The sequence below is a fragment of the Nonomuraea sp. B12E4 genome (assembly GCF_039871825.1).
Taxonomy (GTDB): Bacteria; Actinomycetota; Actinomycetes; order Streptosporangiales; family Streptosporangiaceae; genus Nonomuraea.
Genome location: NZ_JBDPME010000019.1, coordinates 69840 through 90637, shown reverse-complemented (window position 1 = coordinate 90637; position 20798 = coordinate 69840). Strand labels below are relative to the sequence as shown.

At 69.9% G+C, this 20798-nt stretch carries 20 protein-coding genes; 12 read left to right on the top strand and 8 right to left on the bottom strand.

Annotation, left to right across the window (positions count from 1 at the left end; genetic code table 11):
- The first annotated feature begins 111 nt into the window (after positions 1 to 111).
- Positions 112 to 1365, top strand: coding sequence for a serine hydrolase domain-containing protein (locus ABGB18_RS33505; protein WP_347699660.1), 1254 nt, complete (start codon positions 112 to 114; stop codon positions 1363 to 1365).
- A 77-nt stretch (positions 1366 to 1442) separates the two neighbouring features.
- On the opposite strand, the gene ABGB18_RS33500 is transcribed toward ABGB18_RS33505, so the two are convergent.
- Positions 1443 to 2999 carry a PQQ-dependent sugar dehydrogenase gene (locus ABGB18_RS33500; RefSeq protein WP_347699659.1) on the bottom strand — a complete coding sequence of 519 codons (1557 nt, stop codon included), beginning with the start codon at positions 2997 to 2999 and terminating at the stop codon, positions 1443 to 1445.
- A gap of 448 nt (positions 3000 to 3447) precedes the next feature.
- Here ABGB18_RS33500 and ABGB18_RS33495 point away from each other — a divergent pair, with 448 nt between their 5' ends.
- From ABGB18_RS33495 to ABGB18_RS33485, 3 genes are all read left to right on the top strand, one after another.
- A complete protein-coding gene (locus ABGB18_RS33495) occupies positions 3448 to 3657 on the top strand; it encodes an exonuclease domain-containing protein (RefSeq protein WP_347699658.1) in 210 nt (69 codons plus the stop codon).
- Positions 3658 to 3942: 285 nt separating this feature from the next.
- Positions 3943 to 4092, top strand: a complete 150-nt coding sequence (locus tag ABGB18_RS33490) for a hypothetical protein (RefSeq protein ID WP_347699657.1) — start codon at positions 3943 to 3945, stop codon at positions 4090 to 4092.
- Between the two features lie 104 nt (positions 4093 to 4196).
- Positions 4197 to 4670, top strand: a complete 474-nt coding sequence (locus ABGB18_RS33485) for a hemerythrin domain-containing protein (RefSeq protein ID WP_347699656.1) — start codon at positions 4197 to 4199, stop codon at positions 4668 to 4670.
- 28 nt (positions 4671 to 4698) lie between these two features.
- Here the strand turns inward: ABGB18_RS33485 and ABGB18_RS33480 are convergent, their stop codons facing one another.
- On the bottom strand, positions 4699 to 5472 hold the full coding sequence (locus ABGB18_RS33480; RefSeq protein ID WP_347699655.1) for a glucose 1-dehydrogenase: 774 nt from the start codon (positions 5470 to 5472) through the stop codon (positions 4699 to 4701).
- Between the two features lie 277 nt (positions 5473 to 5749).
- Between ABGB18_RS33480 and ABGB18_RS33475 the strand changes: the two genes are divergently transcribed.
- From ABGB18_RS33475 to ABGB18_RS33450, 6 genes are all read left to right on the top strand, one after another.
- A complete protein-coding gene (locus ABGB18_RS33475; protein ID WP_347699654.1) occupies positions 5750 to 7117 on the top strand; it encodes an ATP-binding protein in 1368 nt (455 codons plus the stop codon).
- Entirely contained in the window at positions 7114 to 7530 is a 417-nt protein-coding gene (locus ABGB18_RS33470; RefSeq protein ID WP_347699653.1) for a roadblock/LC7 domain-containing protein, read from the top strand. Before ABGB18_RS33475 ends, ABGB18_RS33470 begins: the two co-directional genes overlap by 4 nt.
- Positions 7530 to 7886, top strand: a complete 357-nt coding sequence (locus tag ABGB18_RS33465) for a DUF742 domain-containing protein (RefSeq protein WP_347699652.1) — start codon at positions 7530 to 7532, stop codon at positions 7884 to 7886. The genes ABGB18_RS33470 and ABGB18_RS33465 overlap by 1 nt, the downstream gene beginning before the upstream one ends.
- Positions 7867 to 8478, top strand: coding sequence for an ATP/GTP-binding protein (locus ABGB18_RS33460; RefSeq protein WP_347699651.1), 612 nt, complete (start codon positions 7867 to 7869; stop codon positions 8476 to 8478). The genes ABGB18_RS33465 and ABGB18_RS33460 overlap by 20 nt, the downstream gene beginning before the upstream one ends.
- Positions 8475 to 9749 (top strand): cytochrome P450, encoded by a 1275-nt coding sequence (locus ABGB18_RS33455; RefSeq protein ID WP_347699650.1) that lies wholly within the window; start codon positions 8475 to 8477, stop codon positions 9747 to 9749. The genes ABGB18_RS33460 and ABGB18_RS33455 overlap by 4 nt, the downstream gene beginning before the upstream one ends.
- 178 nt (positions 9750 to 9927) lie before the next feature.
- On the top strand, positions 9928 to 13113 hold the full coding sequence (locus tag ABGB18_RS33450) for an amidohydrolase family protein (RefSeq protein ID WP_347699649.1): 3186 nt from the start codon (positions 9928 to 9930) through the stop codon (positions 13111 to 13113).
- Here the strand turns inward: ABGB18_RS33450 and ABGB18_RS33445 are convergent.
- Positions 13110 to 14357: a hypothetical protein gene (locus tag ABGB18_RS33445; protein WP_347699648.1), complete on the bottom strand. Its 1248-nt coding sequence runs from the start codon at positions 14355 to 14357 to the stop codon at positions 13110 to 13112. The genes ABGB18_RS33450 and ABGB18_RS33445 overlap by 4 nt on opposite strands.
- A gap of 185 nt (positions 14358 to 14542) precedes the next feature.
- Here ABGB18_RS33445 and ABGB18_RS33440 point away from each other — a divergent pair, with 185 nt between their 5' ends.
- Together ABGB18_RS33440 and ABGB18_RS33435 are read left to right on the top strand one after the other, a co-directional pair.
- The gene (locus ABGB18_RS33440; protein WP_347699647.1) at positions 14543 to 15499 is read left to right on the top strand and encodes an NAD-dependent epimerase/dehydratase family protein; all 957 of its coding nucleotides are present in this window, start codon (positions 14543 to 14545) and stop codon (positions 15497 to 15499) included.
- Complete coding sequence (locus ABGB18_RS33435; protein ID WP_347699646.1) at positions 15496 to 16332, top strand: glycosyltransferase family 2 protein; 837 nt, start codon at positions 15496 to 15498, stop codon at positions 16330 to 16332. The genes ABGB18_RS33440 and ABGB18_RS33435 overlap by 4 nt, the downstream gene beginning before the upstream one ends.
- Here ABGB18_RS33435 and ABGB18_RS33430 read toward each other — a convergent pair.
- The 5 genes from ABGB18_RS33430 to ABGB18_RS33410 form a co-directional block, all read right to left on the bottom strand.
- Positions 16218 to 16748, bottom strand: coding sequence for a GtrA family protein (locus tag ABGB18_RS33430; RefSeq protein ID WP_347699645.1), 531 nt, complete (start codon positions 16746 to 16748; stop codon positions 16218 to 16220). The two genes, ABGB18_RS33435 and ABGB18_RS33430, sit on opposite strands and share 115 nt — an antisense overlap.
- Positions 16745 to 17491 (bottom strand): class I SAM-dependent methyltransferase, encoded by a 747-nt coding sequence (locus tag ABGB18_RS33425; RefSeq protein ID WP_347699644.1) that lies wholly within the window; start codon positions 17489 to 17491, stop codon positions 16745 to 16747. The genes ABGB18_RS33430 and ABGB18_RS33425 overlap by 4 nt, the downstream gene beginning before the upstream one ends.
- Positions 17488 to 18651, bottom strand: coding sequence for an NAD-dependent epimerase/dehydratase family protein (locus tag ABGB18_RS33420; protein ID WP_347699643.1), 1164 nt, complete (start codon positions 18649 to 18651; stop codon positions 17488 to 17490). Before ABGB18_RS33420 ends, ABGB18_RS33425 begins: the two co-directional genes overlap by 4 nt.
- Before the next feature lie 510 nt (positions 18652 to 19161).
- Positions 19162 to 20112, bottom strand: coding sequence for an endolytic transglycosylase MltG (mltG, locus tag ABGB18_RS33415; RefSeq protein WP_347699642.1), 951 nt, complete (start codon positions 20110 to 20112; stop codon positions 19162 to 19164).
- The gene (locus ABGB18_RS33410; protein ID WP_347699641.1) at positions 20109 to 20621 is read right to left on the bottom strand and encodes a SigE family RNA polymerase sigma factor; all 513 of its coding nucleotides are present in this window, start codon (positions 20619 to 20621) and stop codon (positions 20109 to 20111) included. The genes mltG and ABGB18_RS33410 overlap by 4 nt, the downstream gene beginning before the upstream one ends.
- Positions 20622 to 20798 lie beyond the last annotated feature (177 nt).

Genomic DNA, 20798 nt, shown 5'->3' with positions numbered 1-20798 from the left:
CTGATCTCGAAAGCCCCTCTCGGGCAAGTCCGAAAGTTAACTTTCGGTCCGAAAATGTGGTGACTGTGGTAGTTAATGCTTCCTGAGGTTTTCGAGACTTGGGAGGTAAATGTGGCGTCCATCAGCCGGCGCCGGCTGCTTCAGGCGAGTGCGGGTGTGGTGCCCGCCGTCGCGCTCGGCGCCCGGCCAGCGGAGGCCGCGTCGAGCTCGCCCGTCACCACCGGGGTCGTCCCGTCGCAGCTCGCCGGGTTCGACAAGGCCCTGCAGAAGTGGATCGCGGAGCGCGGGATCACGTGCGCGCAGCTCGCGGTGGCCAGGAAGGGCAAGATCCTGCTGGCCCGCGGCTACGGGACGTACACCCGCGACGGGGTGACCACCAAGGTGCAGCCGACCTCCCTGTTCAGGATCGCCAGCCTGAGCAAGAACATCACCGCGGCGGCCGTCGCCCGGCTGGCCCAGGACGGCAGGGTCAACCTCGGCACGCCCGTCACCGAGCTGCTCGGGCTGACCACCAAGGCCGACCCGCGGCTGGCGAACGTGACCCTGTGGCGCCTGCTCCAGCACAGCGGCGGCTGGGACCGGAACGTCTCGATCGACCAGCTCTTCGTCGACGCCCCGATCTCGGCCGCGCTCGACAAGCCGCTGCCGGTCGGCCCCGACGACATCATCGAATACGCCACGTCACGCACGCTCGACTTCGCACCGGGCTCGCGCGTCGCCTACAGCAACTACGGCTACCTGCTGCTCGGCCGGGTCATCGAGGAGGTGACCGGGCAGAGCTACGAGTCGTACGTCAAGCAGACGCTGCTCTCGCCGCTGGGGATCACCCGGTTCCAGCTCGGCCGCAGCCTGGCCTCCCAGGCCCAGCCCACCGAGGTGACCTACGACTCGAAGGACACCCGCAAGACGGTGCTCAGCGACGACGGCACCATCGTGCCCAGGCCCTACGGCGGCTTCAACATGGAGAACCAGTTGTCCAACGGCCGCTGGCTGGCCTCGGCCGTCGACCTGGTCAAATGGGGGTTCGTACTGGACGCCGCGGGGCCGGTGCTCAACTCCACCTCGCTGTCCCGTGTGGTCGCCGTGCCCGAGACCGGGGTGACGTCCAGCGGCTCGTGGTACGGCCTGGGCTGGTGGGTGCGCAAGAACGCCGTCGGCGGCTACAACACCTGGCACAACGGCTCGCTGGCCGGCACGTGGAGCTACATGGCACGGGTGCTGGACGGCATCAGCTACTGCGCGATCTTCAACCGCAGGGCCGAGGAGGGCACCCCCGAGTTCGACTCGATCGATCCCGTGCTCTACGACGCCGCCACCGCCGTGACGAGCTGGCCGACGACCGACCTCACGCCCGACTACTTCTGAGACTGGCCCGCCGGGCATCTCGGCTCGCACAGGGAGCGGCGGTGGCCCGGGGATCGGGCCACCGTCCGAACGGTCTCTCAGCGGGTGACGGAGCAGGTGTCCCTGTTGAGGGAGAACCGGCTCGGCGGGGACGAGTCGCCCGTGTGGTCGGCGACGTAGCCCATGGTGACGCTGCGGCCGGGGGCGATGGAGCCGTTGTGGGTGGTGTTGACCGCGTTGACGATGTCACCGCTCTGGGTGAGGTCGGTGTTCCAGTCGCCGATGATGGTCTGGCCGGGCGCGAGGGGGAACCTCAGCGTCCAGCCGTTGATCGGGGTGGTGCCGGTGTTGGTGATGGTGAGGTCGACGGTCATGCCGCCACCCCAGGTCTGCGCCTTGTACGCGATGTGGCACGTCGGCTTCGCGCGTTCGAACGAGACGCGGTGCAGGCCGCCGGGAAGGTCGTTGACCACGTAGAACTCGCCCGCCGGTGTGACGCCGAACGCGGTGACCTGGGTGGGCGTCTGGCCGATCTCGGCCACGGTGTAACCGCCCGCGGCGGTCTTGCGTACCGCCCACACGGTGGAGGAGCAGTAGTCGGTGGCGATGTAGGTGTCCCCGACCAGGTCGGCGTACTGCCTGCCGTGGTAGACCATGCCGCCGATGACCGCGCAGCCGCCGGTGTGCGGGGAGTAGGTGAAGATCGGCTTGGTGTAGGCGGCGTCGGAGCGGCACTGGGTCTCGTCGAACACCTCCAGCCCTTCGTAGCAGGACCAGCCGAGGTTCGCGCCGGCCTGCCGCCCGGTCCGGATGTGGTTGATCTCCTCCCACCTGCCCTGGCCGACGTCGGCGATCCACATCGAGCCGTCCGCGGGGTCGATGGAGAAGCGCCAGGGGTTGCGGCCGCCGTACATCCATACGCGTTCGTCGGCGCCCGCGACGCCCACGAAGGGGTTGTCCCTGGGAACGCAGTAGGGCAGGGCGCCGCAGCTCCGGCTCACGTCGACGCGCAGGATCTTGCCCAGCAGGGTGTCCACCCGTTGCCCGCTGTCGAAGGGGTCCCCGGCGCCGCCGCCGTCACCGATGCTCATGTAAAGGTTGCCGTCGGTGCCGAAGGTGAGCTGGCCGCCGTTGTGGTTGCTGAACTCGGCGTGCTCCTGGGAGAGCAGGGGTTCCAGGCGCGCGTCGTCCAGCCGGTATCGGGCCAGGGTCACGGCGCCGTCCGGCAGCGCGGTGTAGGCCAGGTACAGGTCCTGGCTCGTGGCGAAGTCGGGCGCGAGGGCGATGCCGAGTAGTCCACGCTCGTTGCCGGTCTCGTCCACCGACGCCGTGATGTCGATGATCGGGGTCTCTGCGAGGCCGGTGTCCGGGTGGTAGACCCGGACGGTTCCGCTCTTCTCGGTGATGAACAGCCGGTTCGTCCCGTCGTCGGGCGCGGCGATGGCGGTGGGGCGGCGTAACCCGAAGGCGACCTGGGTGGTGACCGTGTTGATCTCCTCCAGCGGCACCGTGGCGGCGGCCGGTCCTCGCACGCCGCTGTCCGCGACGGACGACACGGCCGGGAGGGAGGTCGCCGCGGCGGCCGGTGGGTGAGCGCTCATGAGTGGCAGGGACAAGGCGAGCAGCGCGGGGGCTGCCCAGCGTTTTCCTGGCATGTCAGACTCCAGACGCGGGGCTTCGTCGGGGTCCGGAGTGCGGAGGTTCCCGGACCGGGGCGCGTCCGGGCTCGCAACAGGCCCGGCCGGTCGCGTTCCGCCCCGCAGCAGGTGGAGTACGAATGCCGGCCGGGCAGGTTCCGTGCGCTGACGTGCCCGAACGGACGGTATCCGCTCTCCTGCCGTGACAACCAGGCCCGCCACCATGACTTGCCGTCCCGAGACGCGACACCAGACCGTTGTGGCCACTTTCGTCCCCTCTGACCGGGGACGATACGGGAGCGCCTCGGGCAGGGCCCGCCAATGGTTCATGAAACGTACATTGCCGCGGGGTCGCCCCGCCGCGATCTGCCCGGCGCATCACCATGAGTTCACAGACCTTTCCCCGGGGGTTGGGCCGCCAGGACGGGTGGCCGGGGAGGGAGAAGGTGAGGGATGGAGGGGCCGGATGGCGACAGCTCCGCACGGCTACGCGGTCATCGACACCGAGACGACCGGCCTGCGACCCGCCTGGCACGACCGGATCATCGAGATGGGCGTCGTGCACCTGGACGCGTACGGGGAGATCACGCGCGAGTGGGTGACCCTCGTCAACCCGGGACGGGACCTGTGGGCGTGGACGTGCCGCTCGCGCCGGAGGCCGGGGTGTGCACGATGAGGTGGGCGCCGCACTTCCTCCCGGAGGCGCCGCGCAACCTGGCCGGGTGCTGCGCCCTGGCGGAGGTGCCGCTGGACGGCCGGCGCCGGCGGAGCGCAGGGCCGCCTACGCTGGAGCCGTGTCCGACGACAACGGAAGCCGGCCCGCCCGCATCGAGGACGTGCACGAGGTGGCCCTGGCCATGCCGCACGTCACCGTCGAGTACGGGCCCCGCGACAATCCGATCTACCAGGTGGGCGGGAAGTCGTTCGTCTTCTTCCGCACCCCGCGGCCGGACGCGCCGGAGTGGAAGTCAGGCAGACGCCCCGCCCGATCCCGGCCGAGCCCGTCGATCCGCCGCCCGACCCGGAGCAGAAGGCCGAGCAGGAGCGGCGTGAGACAGCCGAGGAGGCCGAAGGCGAGGACGCCCACGCCGACGCCGAGCCCACCGGCTGAGACCCCCGGGGCGGCTCTGCCGTTTTGTCCCGGCGCGGCGGGGCAGGCGGCCATGGCCCCAACGGACGCCTCAGGTTCGCCCCCGAACAGTGAAAGAGGAAGACATGGACGCCATCGTGCTGCTCAAGGAAGACCACAAGACCGTGGAGGCCCTCTTCAAGCGCTTCGAGAAGGCGGGTGAGCGGGCCCACGCCGAGAAGCGCAAGCTCGTGGACACGATCACCAAGGAGCTCGTCACGCACGCCTACATCGAAGAGGAGATCTTCTACCCGGCGGCGCGCGCCAAGGTCCCCGAGACGACCGACCACGTGCTGGAAAGCGTGGAAGAGCACCATGTCGTGGTGTGGATGCTGGCGGAGCTCAAGGAGCTCGACCCGGCCGACGAGCGCTTCACCGCGAAGGTGACGGTGCTGATGGAGAACGTCCGGCACCACGTCCAGGAGGAGGAGCAGGACTGGTTCCCGCAGGTCCGCGCCGCGATGGGGCGCAAGGAGTCGCAGGAGCTCGGCGAGCGCATGACCGCGGCCAAGGCCGATGCGCCCGCCGAGCCCCTCGCGGTGAAGAGCGCCGGCTCGTGACGCCGGGCCGGGCGGCTGTCAGCGGCCCTTACCGGGCTGTCATCGCACCGTCCACGGCCATCGGCTGGCCGGTCACGAAGGACGCGGCGTCCGAGCTCAGCCAGGCGATCGCCTCGGCGATCTCCGCCGGGTTGGCGTACCGCCCGACGGGGTGGTAGCCCGCCGTCTGCTCCAGCGTCATGATCCCCTGCTCGATGAGATCGTCCACCATCTTGGTACGCACCGCGCCGGGGCAGACGGCGTTCACCCGGATCCCCAAGGTCGCGTACTCCAGCGCGGCCGCCTTGGTCAGTCCCACCACCCCGTGCTTCGCGGCGACGTACGGCGAGACGAAGGGCGCCTCGATGCCGACCAGGCCGGCCACCGACGCCACGTTGACGATCGAGCCCGAGCCCTGCGCCAGCATCTGGATGAGCTCGTACTTCATGCACCACCAGACGCCCTTGAGGTTGACCCCCACCGAGGCGTCGAAGGCCTCTTCGCCCCCCTCGTGGAGCCGGCCGTCGCCCGCGGTGTCCACGCCGGCGTTGTTGACCGCGCAGTCCAGCCGCCCGAACCGCTCGACCGTGAAGTCGACCATCTCCTTGACGGCGTCGCCGCGCCGTACGTCCACCCACACGAAGGCGGCCTCCCCGCCCGCCGCGGCCACGTCGGCGGTGGTGCGCCTGCCACCGTCCGCGTCGATGTCGGCGACCACGACCTTGGCCCCGTGCCCGGCGAGCACCAGTGCCGTCGCGGCTCCGATCCCCGACGCGGCGCCCGTGATCAGCGCGACTTTGCCGTCAAGAAGTGAACCTGCCATCTGGAGCCGACTCCCAAGTCCTGCGTCGTGCGAATGATGAGGGTGGTGAGGTGTCGCACCGTACTGGAGCGATGATCACATGTCGAGATTACTGGGTGACTTTCGCGGCTTGCTGACCATACGGAGATAAATGACGTAAGATCCCGTGTTGCTCGCCCCGCGATCATGTAGATCGGCCACAACAGGTCCGTTCGCTGCGCGTTCGGTCCGTCGCGTCGCGTTCGGCTCTGTCGTGTTTGCGGTGACCGTGCTCCACTCGCCGACGAGGAGCCCATAGATGTCAGTCCAAGTACGCAACCGACACCGTTCGGCCCGCCCGCAACTGGGCGAAACCATGGTCGTCCTGGCGACCACGGCCGCTCTGACGGCGATCGCGGCGCTCACGATCGTTTTCAGCTCCCCCTCTTCGATCCGGACGATCTTGGCCTGGTCTCTCGGCGTGGCGGCGTTCGTCGTCTGCTGCGCTGTCACGTTCGCCGCCTATGGCAGGCGGGAGACCCAGTGGCTGCGCAACCAGCTCGCCGCCGGGGACGCGGAGTTGTCCCGGCTGGCCGGCGAGATCATGCCGGAGACGGTGAACCGGATCCGCACGGGCGCGTCGGCGGAGTCCGTGCTCATGGCGGCGCCACGGCCCGCGAGCCAGGCCCAGCGGCGGATCCTTCAGGCCTTCGTCAACGAGGTGAGCAAGGGAGAGCGGATGCGTGTGGCCACCACCGCCGCGTGCGCCAGTGCCGCCGGCCGGGTCCAGGCGCTGGCCACCAGCATGCTGGCGGACCTGCGCGAGATGGAGGACCGGCACGAGCGGGTCAGCCTCGGCGACCTGCTGACGCTGGACCACACGACCGCGCAGGCCGGCCGGCTCGCCGACAGCATCGCCGTGCTGACCGGGGCGCGGTCGGGGCGGCGCTGGACCAAGCCGATCGTCATGGAGAGCATCCTGCGCGGCGCCATCGGCAGGATCAGCGCCTACCAGCGGGTCCGGGTGCACTCGACGAGCACCTTCGCGATCGCGGGGCACGCCGCCGAGGGCGTCATGCACGCCCTCGCCGAGCTGATGGACAACGCCACCAGTTTCTCCCCGCCCACCGAAGAAGTGCACGTGTACGTGGAGGAGGTCACGGCGGGGATCGTGGTCACGATCGAGGACTGCGGCCTGGTGATGAGCCCCGCCGCGCTGGCCCGGGCCGAGCGCTCCGTCTCCGCCGAGCCGCTGGACTTCACCACGCTCTCCGGGTCCCGCCTCGGCCTGGCGGTCGTCGGTTGTCTGGCCCGCAAGCACGGGCTGACCGTCTCCTTCCGGCCGTCCTCGCGCGGCGGCACCGGTGTGGTGGTCATGATCCCGCAACAGATCATCAGTCAGAACGTCCATCCGCCGAAGACCGCGCCGGCCGCACCGCCGATGCAGCGCACCCGGCAACCCGTGCCGCCGCAGGCGGTCCCCGAGCCGGACAGGGAGCTGCACGGGCTGCCGCGGCGGCGGAGGGGTCAGACGCTCGCCGCCGCCTCGTCCACGCAGACGCCACCGCGACCGGCGGCCGGCCAGGAACCCAGGCCCACGCGGCCCCTTTCCGACCCCGGAGCCAAGTTCTCCGCCTTCCATCAGGCGAGCAGGGCACGACAGATTGGTGAGGACGAACCTCGATGAGAACTTCAGATCACGAACTCGCCTGGTTGCTCGAGAGCCTTCTGGAGAGGACCCCACAGACCAGGCACGCGGTGGTGCTGTCCAGGGACGGCCTGCGGCTGTCCCACACGGCCGCGCTGTCCGTGGACCGCGCCGACCAGCTCGCCGCGATCGCCTCCGGGATCCAGAGCCTGTCGTACGGGGCCTCCATCGAGTTCGGCGACGGTTCGGGCGGTCTGCGCCAGTCGATGACCGAGTTCCACGGCGGGCTGCTGTTCATCGTGGAGGCTGGCGAGGGCGCGCATCTCGCCGTGGTGGCCAGCGACGAGGCGGACCCCGGCGTCATCGGCCACAACATGAACGAACTGGTAGAGCAGATCGGTGAATATCTGACCGCGCCACCCCGTACAGCCCAGCAGAGCAGCCAACTCTGATGTCGCCGCGCCTGGAGGACGAGAACCCGGATCGCCTGTACATGGTGACCGGCGGGCGCAGCAACGTGGCTGACGACGGTCTCGACGTGGTCACACTGATCGTGAGTGAAGGCGAACCCACCCCGGGCATGCAGTCCGAGCATGCCCGGATTCTGCGATTGTGCCGAAGTCCGATGGCGGTCGTGGAGGTCGCGGCGGAGTTACGACTGCCGGTCAGCGTCGTACGCATACTGCTCTGCGATCTGCTCGACATGGGACGAATCACCGCCAGGAACCCGCGGCCGGCGCCTGCCGAGTCGCCTCTGCCCGACCCCGAAATGCTGAAGCAGGTGCTCGTTGGACTCGAGAATCTCTGAACCGGCCGCCCGTACCCCGCTGCCGAGTTCCGCGAACACCGGCCTGAAGATCGTCATCGTCGGCGGGTTCGGCGTCGGGAAGACCACCATGGTCCGGTCGGTCAGCGAGATCCGCCCGCTGAGCACCGAGGAGACCCTCACCCGGGCGAGTGTCGGGATCGACGACTCGCGCGGTGTGGAGGCGAAGTCGACCACCACGGTGGCCTTCGACTTCGGCCGGATCAGTCTGAGCGACGAACTGGTGCTCTACCTGTTCGGCGCGCCCGGCCAGGAACGGTTCTGGTTCCTGTGGGACCGCCTGTTCACGGGGACGCTCGGTGCCGTCGTCCTGGTGGACACGCGCCGCCTGGCCGAATCGTGGTATGCCATCGACCGGCTCGAACACCACGGCATGCCGTTCGTCGTGGCCCACAACCAGTTCGGCGGGCCGTCCCATTCGCTCGACCAGATACGCGACGCGCTCGACCTCAGCGGAGACGTACCGCTGATCGCATGCGACGCGCGGCAGAGGGAGTCCAGCAAGGCTGTGCTGATCAAGCTCGTCAACCATCTCCATGCCCTGTCCACCGCCGCCCGGCAGGTGACCTCATGACCGACTACACGCAGCCCACCGATGCCACCTCCTGGTTCGCCGTCCGGCCCGGGGAGCCCGAGCGCAACGCGTTCGAGGGAGCCTTCCCGATGTACGGCAGGGCCTACCACCAGGATCCCGCCCGGGCCTTCGACGAGATGCGGCGGCACGGCCCGGTGGTGCCGATCGTCCTCGAAGGCGACGTCCCTGGCTGGCTGGTGCTCGGCTACCGTGAGCTGCGGTACGTGCTCAGCAATCCCAAGCTGTTCGTCCGCGACTCGCGCCACTGGAACCAGTGGGACCACATCCCGCCCGACTGGCCCCTGATGGCCTACGTCGGCTACCAGCCGTCGATGCTGTTCGAGGTGGGCGAGGCACACGAGCGCCGGGCGGGCGCGGTCAGCGACGCGCTGTCCCAGGCCGACCAGTTCGAGCTGCGCTCCACCTGCGAGCGGGTCTCCGAAGGGCTGATCAACGCCTTCATCGGCTCCGGCCGGGCTGACCTGATGGCGCAGTTCGCCAACCCGATCCCGCTGCTCGTGCTCGGCTCGATGCTGGGCATGCCGGACGCCGACACCCGCGCCCTGGTCGGCGAGGTGGCCACGACGCTGAACGGCGGGCCGGCCGCGATGGAGGCCTACGGCCGGGTGGTGAGCATCATGTCCGGGCTGCTGGAGCTGAAGCGGCGCCACCCGGGGCCCGACCTGCCCTCCCGGCTGCTCGCCCACCCCGCCCGGCTCACCGACGAGGAGCTCACCCAGGACCTGCTGCTGACCATGACCGCGGGCCACGACCCGACGGCCACCTGGATCGGCAACACGCTGCAGCTCATGCTGACCGACGACCGGTTCGCCATGACACTGTCAGGCGGGCGGCGCAGCATCGGCCAGGCGCTGAACGAGGTGCTGTGGAAGGAGGCGCCCGGGCAGATCAGCATCGGGCGCTGGCCGGTCATCGACACCCAGCTCGGCGGCCGCCGCATCAACGCCGGCGACCTGCTCGTCTGCGGCCTGGCCGCGGCCAACCTCGACCCGCAGGTACGGCCCGACTTCTACGGCGGTTCGGTGGGCAACCACGCGCACATGTCGTTCGGGTACGGCGCCCACGGCTGCCCGCATCCCGCGCCGGAGCTCGCGGAGGTCATCGCGCACATCGCGGTGGAGACGCTGCTGGACCGGCTGCCGGACGTGGTGCTCGCGGTGCCGCCCGAGACGCTGGAGTGGCGCATGTCGATCCAGATGCGGAGCCTGGAGGCGCTGCCGGTCGAGTTCACGCCCGGCTATCCGAGCTGACACGACCCGCACCGAAGCGGTGACCGCCGATCGGCCCCGGGAGCGCACTCAGCCTCCCGGGGCCGATCCCTGTCCGGGGTCTGTCACGGGAGATCGCTCTTGACGGATCCTCGGGAGCGAGATGCGATGATCACGACAGCGATCTGACCATGCGTGAACAGCGGAGTGAAAACCCCCCATGTCTCACCCCCCGGTTTCTCCCGACGCATTCGACCCCGCCTCCGAGTCCAGGTCCCGCCCGTCCCGCCGGGCCGTCCTGGCGGCCGGCGGCGGTGCCGCCCTCGCCGCCGCCCTCACCCCCGTCACGGCCTCACGGGCGAACGCCGGCGTCGCGGCGGGGCACGCCGGCAGGACATCCGTCGCGTCCGGCACCGACTTCGCCGTCGCGCCCTCACCCGACGGCCGCCTGCTCGCCCTCGACCTGCTCGGCGTCCTCTGGGTCTGCTCCGCCTCCGGCGGTACCGCCCGCCGGCTCACCAGCGACCTGTACGACATCGCCCAGCCCGACTGGTCCCCGGACGGGTCCACCATCGTGTTCCAGTCGTACCGCGACGGTGTCTTCAACCTGTGGACGATCCGGCCCGACGGGTCCGCGATCAAGCAGTTGACCACCGGCCCGTACGATCACCGCGAGCCCCGCCACAGCCCGGACGGGCGCACCGTCGCCTACTCCTCCGACGTCGGCGGCAGCTACGGGATCCATCTGCTCGACCTCGCCACCGGCACGACCCGCGTCCTGGCCGACACCTCCGCCGAGGAGTACGAGCCGGCCTGGTCACCCGACGGGACCAAGGTCGCGTTCGTCGTCGCCGACACCAGGATCGACGTCATCGACGTGGCCACCGGCGCGCGTAGCACCGCGGTCACCGTCCCCGCCGGCCAGGTCATCCACCAGCCGTCCTGGCTGCCGAACGGGACCGACCTCGCCTACCACCTCTTCCACGAGGGCGCGAACGACCTGGCCTGCACCGCGGGCACCCTCGTCACGGGCGAGGAGGTCTTCCCGTTCCGAGCCCGGTTCGCCCCGGACGGCCGCTACTTCTACACCTCCGGCGGCACCATCCGGACCCGCCGCCTGGGCTCCGCCGCCGCCGGCACGGTCGGCTTCACGGCCGCGCTGACCACCACGACCCCGAAGTACAAGAAGCGGGTCCGCGTGTTCGACGCGCCGGGGTCGTTCCCCGTCGTCGGAATCGGCAGCCCGACCGTGTCCCCCGACGGGTCCACCGTCGCCTTCCGCGCGCTCAACGACATCTACCTGATGCGGATCGGCGGCACCCCGGAGCCGCTCTTCCGCGACCGGTGGTGGAAGGCCGACCCGGATTTCTCCCCGGACGGGCGGCGGCTGGCGTACGTCACCGACCGCACCGGCACGCTCAACATCTGGGTCCGCGACCTGGGCACGGGCACCGACCGGCAGCTGACCCGGCTGACCGACTCCGCCGCCCTGTCCGTCCGGTGGTCACCTGACGGGACGGAGATCGCCTACCTGGACCAGGACGGCGCCCTGTGGGTGCTGGACGTCGCCACCGGTGACCTCCAGAAGGTCTTCAACGCCACCTTCGAGCCGGGCCGGCCCACGTGGTCGCCCGACGGCGGGACGATCGCGCTGGCCGCGGTGGTGCCGTACTCGCGACGCTACCGGGAGGGACTGTCCAAGATACTTCTCGTCGACCGGGCCACCGGTGCGGGCACGTACGTCGACCCCGCGCCACACCGGTCCCTGCAGACCCGCGGTGACGACGGCCCGGTCTGGTCGCCGGATGGCACCATGCTGGCCTTCGCCATGGAGTCGGTGCTGTGGGTCCTGCCGGTGAACCGGAGCGGACGGCCCACCGGCCGCGCCCGCCAGGTCACCCGGGAGGTGTCCGACGCCCCTTCCTGGGCGGGTGACTCGGCCACCCTCCTGTATCTGAACGGCGGACGCCTGAAGAGCGTGCGCGTCGACGGCAGGTCCGCCCGGTCCATCCCGCTCCGGCTGAGCTGGCGCAATGACACCGGCCCCGACCAGGTCGTCATCCACGCCGGGCGCATGTGGGACGGCGTCTCGGCGACCGTCGCCCGCGACGTCGACATCGTCGTACGCGGCCAGCGCATCACCGCGATCGAGCCGCACCGGGAGGGCAGGTCCGGCACCCGGATCGACGCCCGTGACAGGTTCGTCATGCCGGGCCTGATCGACATCCACCATCACCGGGAAATGCAGGGTTACGCCTACGGATCGCGGCAGGGGCCGCTCTGGCTCGCCCTGGGCATCACCACGACGCGTTCGCCCGGCTCGCCCGCGTACCACATGGTCGAGGAGCGCGAGTCGGTGCAGTCCGGCGCCCGGCTCGCACCGCGCTACCTGGGCACGGGGGAGGCCATCGACGGGGCGCGCGTCTACTACAACTTCATGCGCCCGACGTTCACCCACGACCAGTTGCGGCTCGAACTGGAGCGGGCCGCCGACCTCGACTACGACCTGATGAAGTGCTACGTGCGGCTGCCGGTCGACTGGCACTGGGAGGTCATCGACTGGGCCCACCGCCACGGCAAGCCGGTCTCCTCGCACTACCACTACCCGGCGATCGCCATGGGCGGTGACCAGACCGAGCACGTCGGCGCCACCAACCGGTTCGGCTACTCGCGCACCGTCACGAACGTCGGCTCCGCCTACTCCGACGTCATCGCCATGTTCAACGCCTCGAAGATGGCCAGAACCCCCACCCTGTTCAACTCCAGCGCCCTCTACCGGGACGACACCTCGCTGGCCACCGACGAACGGGTCCGCCGCCTCTACCCGAACTGGCGGATGGCCCAGCTCCAGGCGACGGTCACCGCGGCGCAGACGGCCGACCCGACGGCGGTCCGGGTGATCCAGACGAACCTGGCCAACCAGGTCGCGCAGCTCGCGGCGATGATCCGCGGCGGCGGCGTGGTCACCGTCGGCACCGACGCGCCGATCGACCACCTCGGGGTCAGCCTGCACATGAACCTGCGCGCCATGGTCAAATACGGCCTGACCCCGCTGGAGACGCTCACCGCCGCGACCAGCACGTCAGGGACCTACCTCGGCCTCCCGCTGGGCAGGATCGGCAAGGGCATGTACGCCGACCTGGCCATCGTGGACGGCGATCCGCTGGCCCGCATCGAGGACGCCGCGAACGTCACCGCCGTCGTCGTCGGCGGCAGACACCGCACCGTCGAGCAACTCCTCGCGCCGTACCCGTCCGCCACCACCACCGACCAGCCTGCTCCCGCCACCTCGACCGGCCAGGTCAAGGACCCCGTCCCCGCCCACCCGACCACCGCGGCCTACTGGTGGAACGACCCCGACGAGCTGGCGGTGGCCCGGGACTCCTGCTGCCGAACCCACCACTAGGGACCCGCTGTGTTGACAGCGGGCACGGCTGAGACGCCCCGGCGGGGACGGCCGGTGCCGCCGTCGGCGCCGGAGCCCGTCCGGGGCGGCAGCGTGGCGATCAGGCAGGGGATGACCAGGAAGGAGGACAGGGACCAGACGGTGTGGAACTGCCACCACGTCATCCCGAAGAGCACTTCGGCGTGCAGGTAGCCGACCGCCGCCCACAGGCTCGCCGTGATGATCGCCGGCCACAGGAAGCGGGGCGGGCGGGCGATGAGGTACGGCACCGGCCACATCAGGTATTGGGCGCCCAGCCGGTAGGTCACGACGAGGAAGACGACGACCAGCACCACGGTCAGGCTGATCGGATCGGCCTTCCGCCACCACCACCCGGCCGCGAGCAGCCCGCCGAGCAGGATCGGCATGCCGAGGTGGCCGAGGGTCGGCGAGACCGCCGGGGCGCCACCCGTCGCCAGGGCGGTCCAGCCCCAGTCGCCCACCACGGGCCGCGTGGACATGACGGCCTTGCCCAGATCGACGAGCCCGGTGAACGGGGTGTCCAGGAACACCGCGCTGCTGAGCAGGAACACCCCGGGGACGGCCACGGTCCAGCCGAGCACCGCCAGGCGGTGGCGCCGCCCGGCGACGGCGAGCACCACGCCGGGAACGAGCAGCACCGACCAGTTGGCGCAGGTCACCGAGAGGCCGATGAGCAGCCCGGCCCAGTGGGCGCGGCCGGCGCGGGCGGCGACCAGGGCCGCCACCCCGAAGGCCAGCGTGATCGGCGGGAACTGGCCGTGGATGGCGCTCACCATGACGCCGAGCGGCACGCACGCGTACTGGAACGCGCGCAGCCCCTTGCGGTCGGCGGCGAGCCTGGCCACCAGCGGGATCAGCGCCAGGTCGGCCAGGATGGGCACGATCCGGCCCACCACGCCCCATGAGAGCCCCAGCAGGTCGCCCAGCTCCCGCTGGGCCGCCAGCACGTAGGCGAGGAACGGCAGGAAGTGCCAGCCGCCTTCGCGCATGTGCGTGGTCGGGTTGAGGCCGGCGAGCACGTTGTCGGCCGCGTCGGGGAAGTCGACGCCGAAGTCGTACGGCTGGCTCGGGTCCTTCGTCACCGCCACCATGACCGCGATCCGCAGCGCGGCTCCGGCGCACAGCGCCACCCACAGTGGCGGTGCCCATCCCTTGCGCTGGGCGGCCAGTGCCAGCACGAGCCCGGCCACCAGCAGCAGGCCTATCACCAGGACTGGGCTCACCTGCTCTCCTCCGACCGGGTGTGTGGCCTGCGCTCGTACGCTCTTTGACTGGACAACAAGACCGTAGCTTACGCATGAAGTGCGCAACGTTGCCTGGAAATGAGCTGTGGGTCTCCTGAGTGGATAAATGGGCATTCGCCCGGTGGCGATAGGGTCACTGAGACGTTAGTGAAGGGAGACCGGGCATGCCGGAATTCGCCGGGGCACGCGTGCTCGTCACGGGTGGTGCAGGCTTCATCGGGAGACGGCTGGTTGCGACGCTGCTCGCCGAGAAGGCCGAGGTGACGGTCGTCGACTTAAACGATCACCCGGATCCGGCGGTGCGGTCCATCGTTGGCGACCTGCGCGACCCGAAGGTGCGCGAAAGTGCCGTGACCGCGGGGCTCGACGGGGTGGTGCATCTCGCCGCGGTCACCTCGGTGCTCCGCTCGGTCGAGGACCCCGCGGGAACCTACGAGGTCAACGTGGAGGCCACCGCGGGGCTGCTGGAGCTCGCCAGGAAGAATGAGGTGCCGCGCTTCCTGCTGGCCTCGACCAACGCCGTGACCGGCGACGTGGGCAGCGCCCGGATCAGCGAGAGCCTGCCGCTGCGCCCGCTCACGCCGTACGGCGCGACCAAGGCGGCGACGGAGATGCTGCTCAGCGCCTACTCAGGGGTGTACGGCATGCGGACCAGCGCGCTCCGCTTCGCCAACGTGTACGGCCCGGGAATGCTGCACAAGGACAGCTTCGTGCCCAGGCTGATGAGAGCCGCCGCTGCTGGGCAGGGGGTCCAGGTGTACGGCGACGGAAGCCAGTTGCGTGATTATGTCCACGTTGACGATGTGGTCCAGGCCATGCTGCTCGCCTGGACCGAGGGCCACGACGGGCCTCTGATCGTCGGCTCGGGCACGTCCGTGAGCGTGAACGAGCTGATCGAGGCGGCCAGGAAGGCCACCGGGGCGCCCATCCCGGTCGAGCAGGTCCCCGCCAAGCAGGGTGAGATGCCGGCGGTCGTGCTCGACATCTCGGCGGCGCGGGCGCTCGGATATCAGCCACGCCACGATTTGGCCTCGGGAATGGCCACAGTGTGGCCGGACTTCGCACCGTCTCCAGCAGAATCGGCTGCGGAAAAAACCGACGAAACGGAGGATGCCGCATGACAGGCCCGGAGAGGCTGGTGGATCCTGACGACGCCGCCATAGCGGAGTTCACCAGCCAGTACGGCTTGGACCTTCCGCCCATCGCGATCGTCATCGCCGCCTACAACGAAGAGAACGGGATCGGCGAGGCCCTCGGCGGGATCCCCGCGGTGATCGACGGGATGGAGACGGCGACCATCGTGGTCGTGGACGGCTCCACCGACCGGACGGCGGACGAGGCACGCAAGGCCGGCGCGATGGTCTGCGACGTACCGACGAACCGCGGGCAGGGCGCCGCGCTGCGGCTGGGCTACCGCCTCGCCCGCGAGGGCGGCGCGCGCTACATCGTGACGACGGATGCCGACGGCCAGTACGACCCGGCCGACATCAAGCGCGTGCTCGCCCCGGTCCTGCGGGGCGAGGCCGATTTCGCGACCGGCTCGCGCGTGCTGGGACGGCAGGAGACCTACGACCGGGTCCGCCGCCTCGGCGTACACGTGTTCGCGTGGATGATCAGCCGGATGACCGGGCAGCGGATCACCGACACCTCGTTCGGCCTGCGGGCGATGCGCGCGGAGGTCACCGGGGCGGTGACCCTCGCCCAGCCCCAGTACCAGTCCTCCGAGCTGCTGATCGGCGTGATCTCGCACGGCTACAAGGTCGTGGAGGTGCCCGCGACGATGCGGTTGCGCGCCGCCGGCACCACCAAGAAGGGCGGAAACCTCGTCTACGGCTACCGCTACTCGCGGGTCGTGGTCGGGACCTGGCTGCGCGAGCGCCGCGCCGCCTCGTCCTCGCCCGCCCCGGCGCCCTCCACCACCACGTCGGAGCCGGTGTCGGCGAAGACGAAGTAGTGGAAGAAGGCGAACTTCGCGAAGAACAGCAGACCATAGGTCCCGAGGAAGACGGCCCCCACGAACAACACGCGGGGGCCGTCCGTCGTGAAGAGCTCGTGCCCCATCCGGTCCGCCACCCCGGTGGCCCAGGAGGACAGGACCAGCCCGGCCACCGAGGTCAGCCAGAACGGCAGCAGCTCGCGCAGGGCCTTGGGCCGCCCGCGGCGCTGCCAGGCCCACCACCGGCTGAGCGTGTAGTTCACGATGGAACCGAGCGCCCAGGCGGCGACGCTGGCGGCCTGCGGGCCGAGAAGCTTCAGCCCGTAGGACGCCAGCAACGTGAGCTCGCTCACCACGGCCGCCGCGACCGAGCCGATCGCGTAGCGCGTGAAGATGCGCGCCACCGCGCCCTTCAGGAAACGCCGGAGATTCACGGTTGCGATCGCTCCGCGTGACCCGGCACCCGGATGACTCCCAGGACCGACTGTCCGAAGGGGATCGGGAGGACGCGGTCGAGCACCCGGGTGACCGGGACGATCACCCGGTCGTACAGGCCGACCGCCCCCGCCTTGGGCGAGCCCGCCTTGCCCATGCGGACCGCGGCCCACCAGGCGAGCCCGCCCAGCAGGTTGACCGGGCGGGCCAGCTCGACGCCGAGCCCGGCGCGCACGGCGGCGTCCCTGAGCGTGGCGGGCGTGTAGCGGCGGAAATGTCCGACCTTGCGGTCGAACTCGCCGTACAGGCTCTGGTAAGCGGGCACCCACAGGACGATAGTGCCCCCGGGGGTGACCGAGCGGGCAAGGAGGGTGAGGACGGCCGCGTCGTCCTCGAAGTGTTCGAGCACGTTGATGGCGATCGCGGTCTCGACCGGACGCTCCAGGCAGGAGCCACTGGCGAGATCGAACTGCGCCGCCTCGACCTCGGGACGACCCGCGAAGCGGGCGCGCATCACCTCGACGGCGTCCGGGTCGACGTCCGTGACCACGAGCCGGTCCAGGCCGGTGAACTGGCTCGCGAACTCGCCCAGCCCGGCCCCCACCTCCAGCACGCTGCGCCCGCAGTGCGGGGCGATCAGGTCGTACTGGTAGCGGCGGTAGCGGGGCTTGTCGGGGCCGCCGTCCTCCCGCTCCGCGGCACGGCCCGTGGCCCGGGCGAACGCGCCCTCCGGGGCGCTCACCGCGCCTCTCCTGACAGAGCCCCTCGCCAGTTCACCCTGGGCTGCATGGCGCCCAGGTCGACCCGGTCGGCGTAGCGCTTGGCCACGTCGAACAGCGACGTGATCAGCGTGTCGGAGAGCAGGTGCGGCACGAGCCCGAGCTCGACCAGGCCGCTGTGGACCACCTTGTAGTAGTGCTCCTCCTTCTCGACCCGGGGGTTGTCGAGGTTGTCGATGACCGCCTCGCCGGGGTAGCTCTTCGCGACCGTCTCGGCGATGCCCGCGACCGACATGGACTCGGTCATCTGGTTGAACACCCGGAACTCCCCGCGCTCGGCGGGGTTCTCGCAGGCGAGCTGGATGCACCGGACGGTGTCGCGGATGTCGATGACGCCCCGGGTCTGGCCGCCCGTGCCGTAGACGGTGAGGGGGTGGCCGAGGACCGCCTGGACGACGAACCGGTTGAGCACCGTGCCGAACACCGCGTCGTAGTCGAACCTGGTGGCCAGGCGGTCGTCCAGCATGGTCTCGGGAGTCTGCTGGCCGTAGACGACGCCCTGGTTGAGGTCGGTCGAGCGCAGCCCCCAGATCCGGCAGGCGAACTCCATGTTGTGGCTGTCGTGGACCTTCGACAGGTGGTAGAAGGAGCCGGGCCGCTTGGGGTAGAGCATGCGGTCCTTGCGGCCCTTGTGCTCGACCTCCAGCCAGCCCTCTTCGATGTCGATGTTGGGCGTGCCGTACTCGCCCATGGTGCCGAGCTTGACCAGGTGGATGTCCGGGTCGATCTCAGCGATGGCGTACAGCAGGTTCAACGTGCCTACCACGTTGTTGACCTGTGTGTACACCGCGTGCTTCCGGTCGATCATGGAGTACGGCGCGGCTCGCTGCTCGGCGAAGTGCACCACTGCCTCGGGGGCGAAGTCGCGGATCATCTCGTAGGTGAAGTCCGCTTCCGTCAGATCGCCCACATAGGCCTTGATGGTCTTGCCCGTCAGTTCCTGCCACGTCGAGATTCTGGTTTGCAGGGACTCGATCGGTACGAGGCTTTCCACGCCGAGCTCGAAGTCGTACTGCCGTCGGACGAAGTTGTCGGCGACGGCGACATCGTGACCGCACTGGGAGAGGTGCAGTGCGGTGGGCCAACCGAGATACCCATCACCGCCGAGGACCAAGATCCGCATTTACCTGATTTCCTGACTGCTCTACGAGAACGCTTCCGGACAAATCTTCGTGCATGTACGGATGCCCTCACGCCCAGATTGAGAGCGACTACCGCCCGCTGCATGCAACCCTCACTCGTACCATATGGAAGGTTTGCATCCCTTCGTCTCGTACGACTTCACAGCAGGTTGTGATGAAGGCTACGGCTTGGTGGCCTTTCGACCGACTTGCACCCCGACAAGGTACCGGCCATCGGGCACCTGTTTCTCCCCGACCCTGGTTTGATACGAGATCCACTTGACGAGCTCTTGCCGACCTCACCGGCCCACCCGCCCTGTTCTGACCTTCGACGTGCACCGGAGCGGGATCCCAGCCGGGGAGCTGGATGTTGGTGCCACAGCTGTCGCGCGGGCGTGAGCGCGCCAGCGCGGCAGAGGCCGGCGCGCCGACACCGTCGGCGAAAGCCTCACCGAGCGTGCGACGTGGCTCCGTGTACCCGCGTGAAGCGGGCCGCGGCTAGTCGTGGCCGTCTAGGACCCGCGCAGGCTCTCCATGAGGTCGTGGAGTTTTCTCATCTCGGCAGGAGAGCTGCCGATGAACTCCGTTTCGCCTGTCTTCGGATCGACCAGCACATACTGCAGCCACGGGCCGGTGGCCGGGTGCAGTGCCGCCATGAGGGCGTCCCGGCCCGGGTTGCCGATGGGACCGGGTGGCAGGCCCGGGAAGGCGTAGGTGTTGTACTTCGAGCGGCTCTTGAGATCTTGGAGCTTGGCCTCGATCCCGTGCTTGCCCAGGCCGTACAGGACCGTGCTGTCCATTTGCAACCGCATCGGGGGCTTGCGCTTCAGGCGGTTGTAGATCACCCGTGCGACCTTCGGCATGGTCTGCTTGTCCATCGACTCGGCCTGGATGATGCTGGCGATGATCACGATCTCCTGCGGGGTACGGCCGAGGCGGCGGGCGGCGTCCTCCAAGTGGATGTCGTCGGCGGTGCGCTTGAAGCGCGTCACCATCGCGGCGAGGATCTCCTCGGCACTCGACGACGGGGAAAGGTCGTACGTCCCCGGGAAGAGGAACCCCTCCGGCCCGCCCTTCGCGTACGCCGGCAGGCCCAGCGCCGCGCCGTTCCGTGCCGCCCGCGCGAACTCGGCCACCGGCCTGCCGGTGTGCTTCGCCAGCAGTTGCACGGTGTCGGAGAGCCAGAGCCCTTCCTTCATGGTCACGCGGTCGCCTGCCCGGTGGGGCTCGGTACTCGCGACGGCCTCACCGGGGCCGCCGGGCACCGCCTGCCGGCCGGCCATCCCCTGCAGCGTGACCGTCGAGCCCACCACCAGCACCGCGACGCCCGCCGCGGCCGCCAGCGCCGCCCTGTGCGGCCACGGCCGCCTGCCGGTCCCCCGGAGGAAGCGGGCCGGCGGGGGCGGCGGCTCCTCGTACGCCATGTCGGCCAGCGTGTCGCGCAGCACGTCCTCGATGTTCATCCGAACTCCCTCACGGCATTCAGCTCAGGCGCGGCCTGCTTCAGGCGCTCCAGCGACCGGTAGATCTGGCTGCGTACCGACCCGACCCTGATACCGAGCAGCCGCGCGATCTCCGTCTCGGACAGATCCTCGAAATAGCGCAGGACCAGCATGGTCCGCTGGCGAGGCGTGAGCCGGGCCAGCGCCGCACGCATCACCAGGCGCAGGTCGGCGGCCTCGGCGTGCTCGCCGCCGACCCGGTCGGGCGGCCACTCGGTGGGCACCTCCGCGACCCGGGAACGGCGCCGCCACCAGCTCACCTGTTCGTGGTACATGGCGCGCCGCACATAGCCCTCGATCGCTCCGCGATCTCGCAGCCCCCGCCACCGCGCGGCTGTCTTGGTCAGAGCCGACTGCACCAGATCCTCGGCGGCGTGCCGGTCGCCGGTCAGCAGGTACGCGGTACGGAACAACGCCGCTGACCGGTCGGCGACGAACTCCTCGAAGTCCGCCTCGAAACCTGGATCCACCCGTCCTCCTCGCGATGTCACCAGCAAGGACGCACCGAGGTCGCCGATCTATGCCTCGCCGAGCACATCTGACCGGCCCGGGATCCGACGGCAGGCGAAGGGCCCTCACCAGGCACCCACCGCCGGTGGCCGGTCCACAAGCTGGGGCGTTCCATCCCGTTCCACGACTTGGAGCGG

What these genes read in the sequence shown, in the direction of transcription:
- ABGB18_RS33495 (WP_347699658.1), top strand. Translation starts at nt 3,448, where the DNA reads ATGGCGACAGCTCCGCACGGCTACGCGGTCATCGACACCGAGACGACC.
- ABGB18_RS33500 (WP_347699659.1), bottom strand. Translation starts at nt 2,999, where the DNA reads ATGCCAGGAAAACGCTGGGCAGCCCCCGCGCTGCTCGCCTTGTCCCTG.
- ABGB18_RS33450 (WP_347699649.1), top strand. Translation starts at nt 9,928, where the DNA reads ATGTCTCACCCCCCGGTTTCTCCCGACGCATTCGACCCCGCCTCCGAG.
- ABGB18_RS33455 (WP_347699650.1), top strand. Translation starts at nt 8,475, where the DNA reads ATGACCGACTACACGCAGCCCACCGATGCCACCTCCTGGTTCGCCGTC.
- ABGB18_RS33485 (WP_347699656.1), top strand. Translation starts at nt 4,197, where the DNA reads ATGGACGCCATCGTGCTGCTCAAGGAAGACCACAAGACCGTGGAGGCC.
- ABGB18_RS33480 (WP_347699655.1), bottom strand. Translation starts at nt 5,472, where the DNA reads ATGGCAGGTTCACTTCTTGACGGCAAAGTCGCGCTGATCACGGGCGCC.
- ABGB18_RS33465 (WP_347699652.1), top strand. Translation starts at nt 7,530, where the DNA reads ATGTCGCCGCGCCTGGAGGACGAGAACCCGGATCGCCTGTACATGGTG.
- ABGB18_RS33420 (WP_347699643.1), bottom strand. Translation starts at nt 18,651, where the DNA reads ATGCGGATCTTGGTCCTCGGCGGTGATGGGTATCTCGGTTGGCCCACC.
- mltG (WP_347699642.1), bottom strand. Translation starts at nt 20,112, where the DNA reads ATGAACATCGAGGACGTGCTGCGCGACACGCTGGCCGACATGGCGTAC.
- ABGB18_RS33440 (WP_347699647.1), top strand. Translation starts at nt 14,543, where the DNA reads ATGCCGGAATTCGCCGGGGCACGCGTGCTCGTCACGGGTGGTGCAGGC.
- ABGB18_RS33435 (WP_347699646.1), top strand. Translation starts at nt 15,496, where the DNA reads ATGACAGGCCCGGAGAGGCTGGTGGATCCTGACGACGCCGCCATAGCG.
- ABGB18_RS33470 (WP_347699653.1), top strand. Translation starts at nt 7,114, where the DNA reads ATGAGAACTTCAGATCACGAACTCGCCTGGTTGCTCGAGAGCCTTCTG.
- ABGB18_RS33475 (WP_347699654.1), top strand. Translation starts at nt 5,750, where the DNA reads ATGTCAGTCCAAGTACGCAACCGACACCGTTCGGCCCGCCCGCAACTG.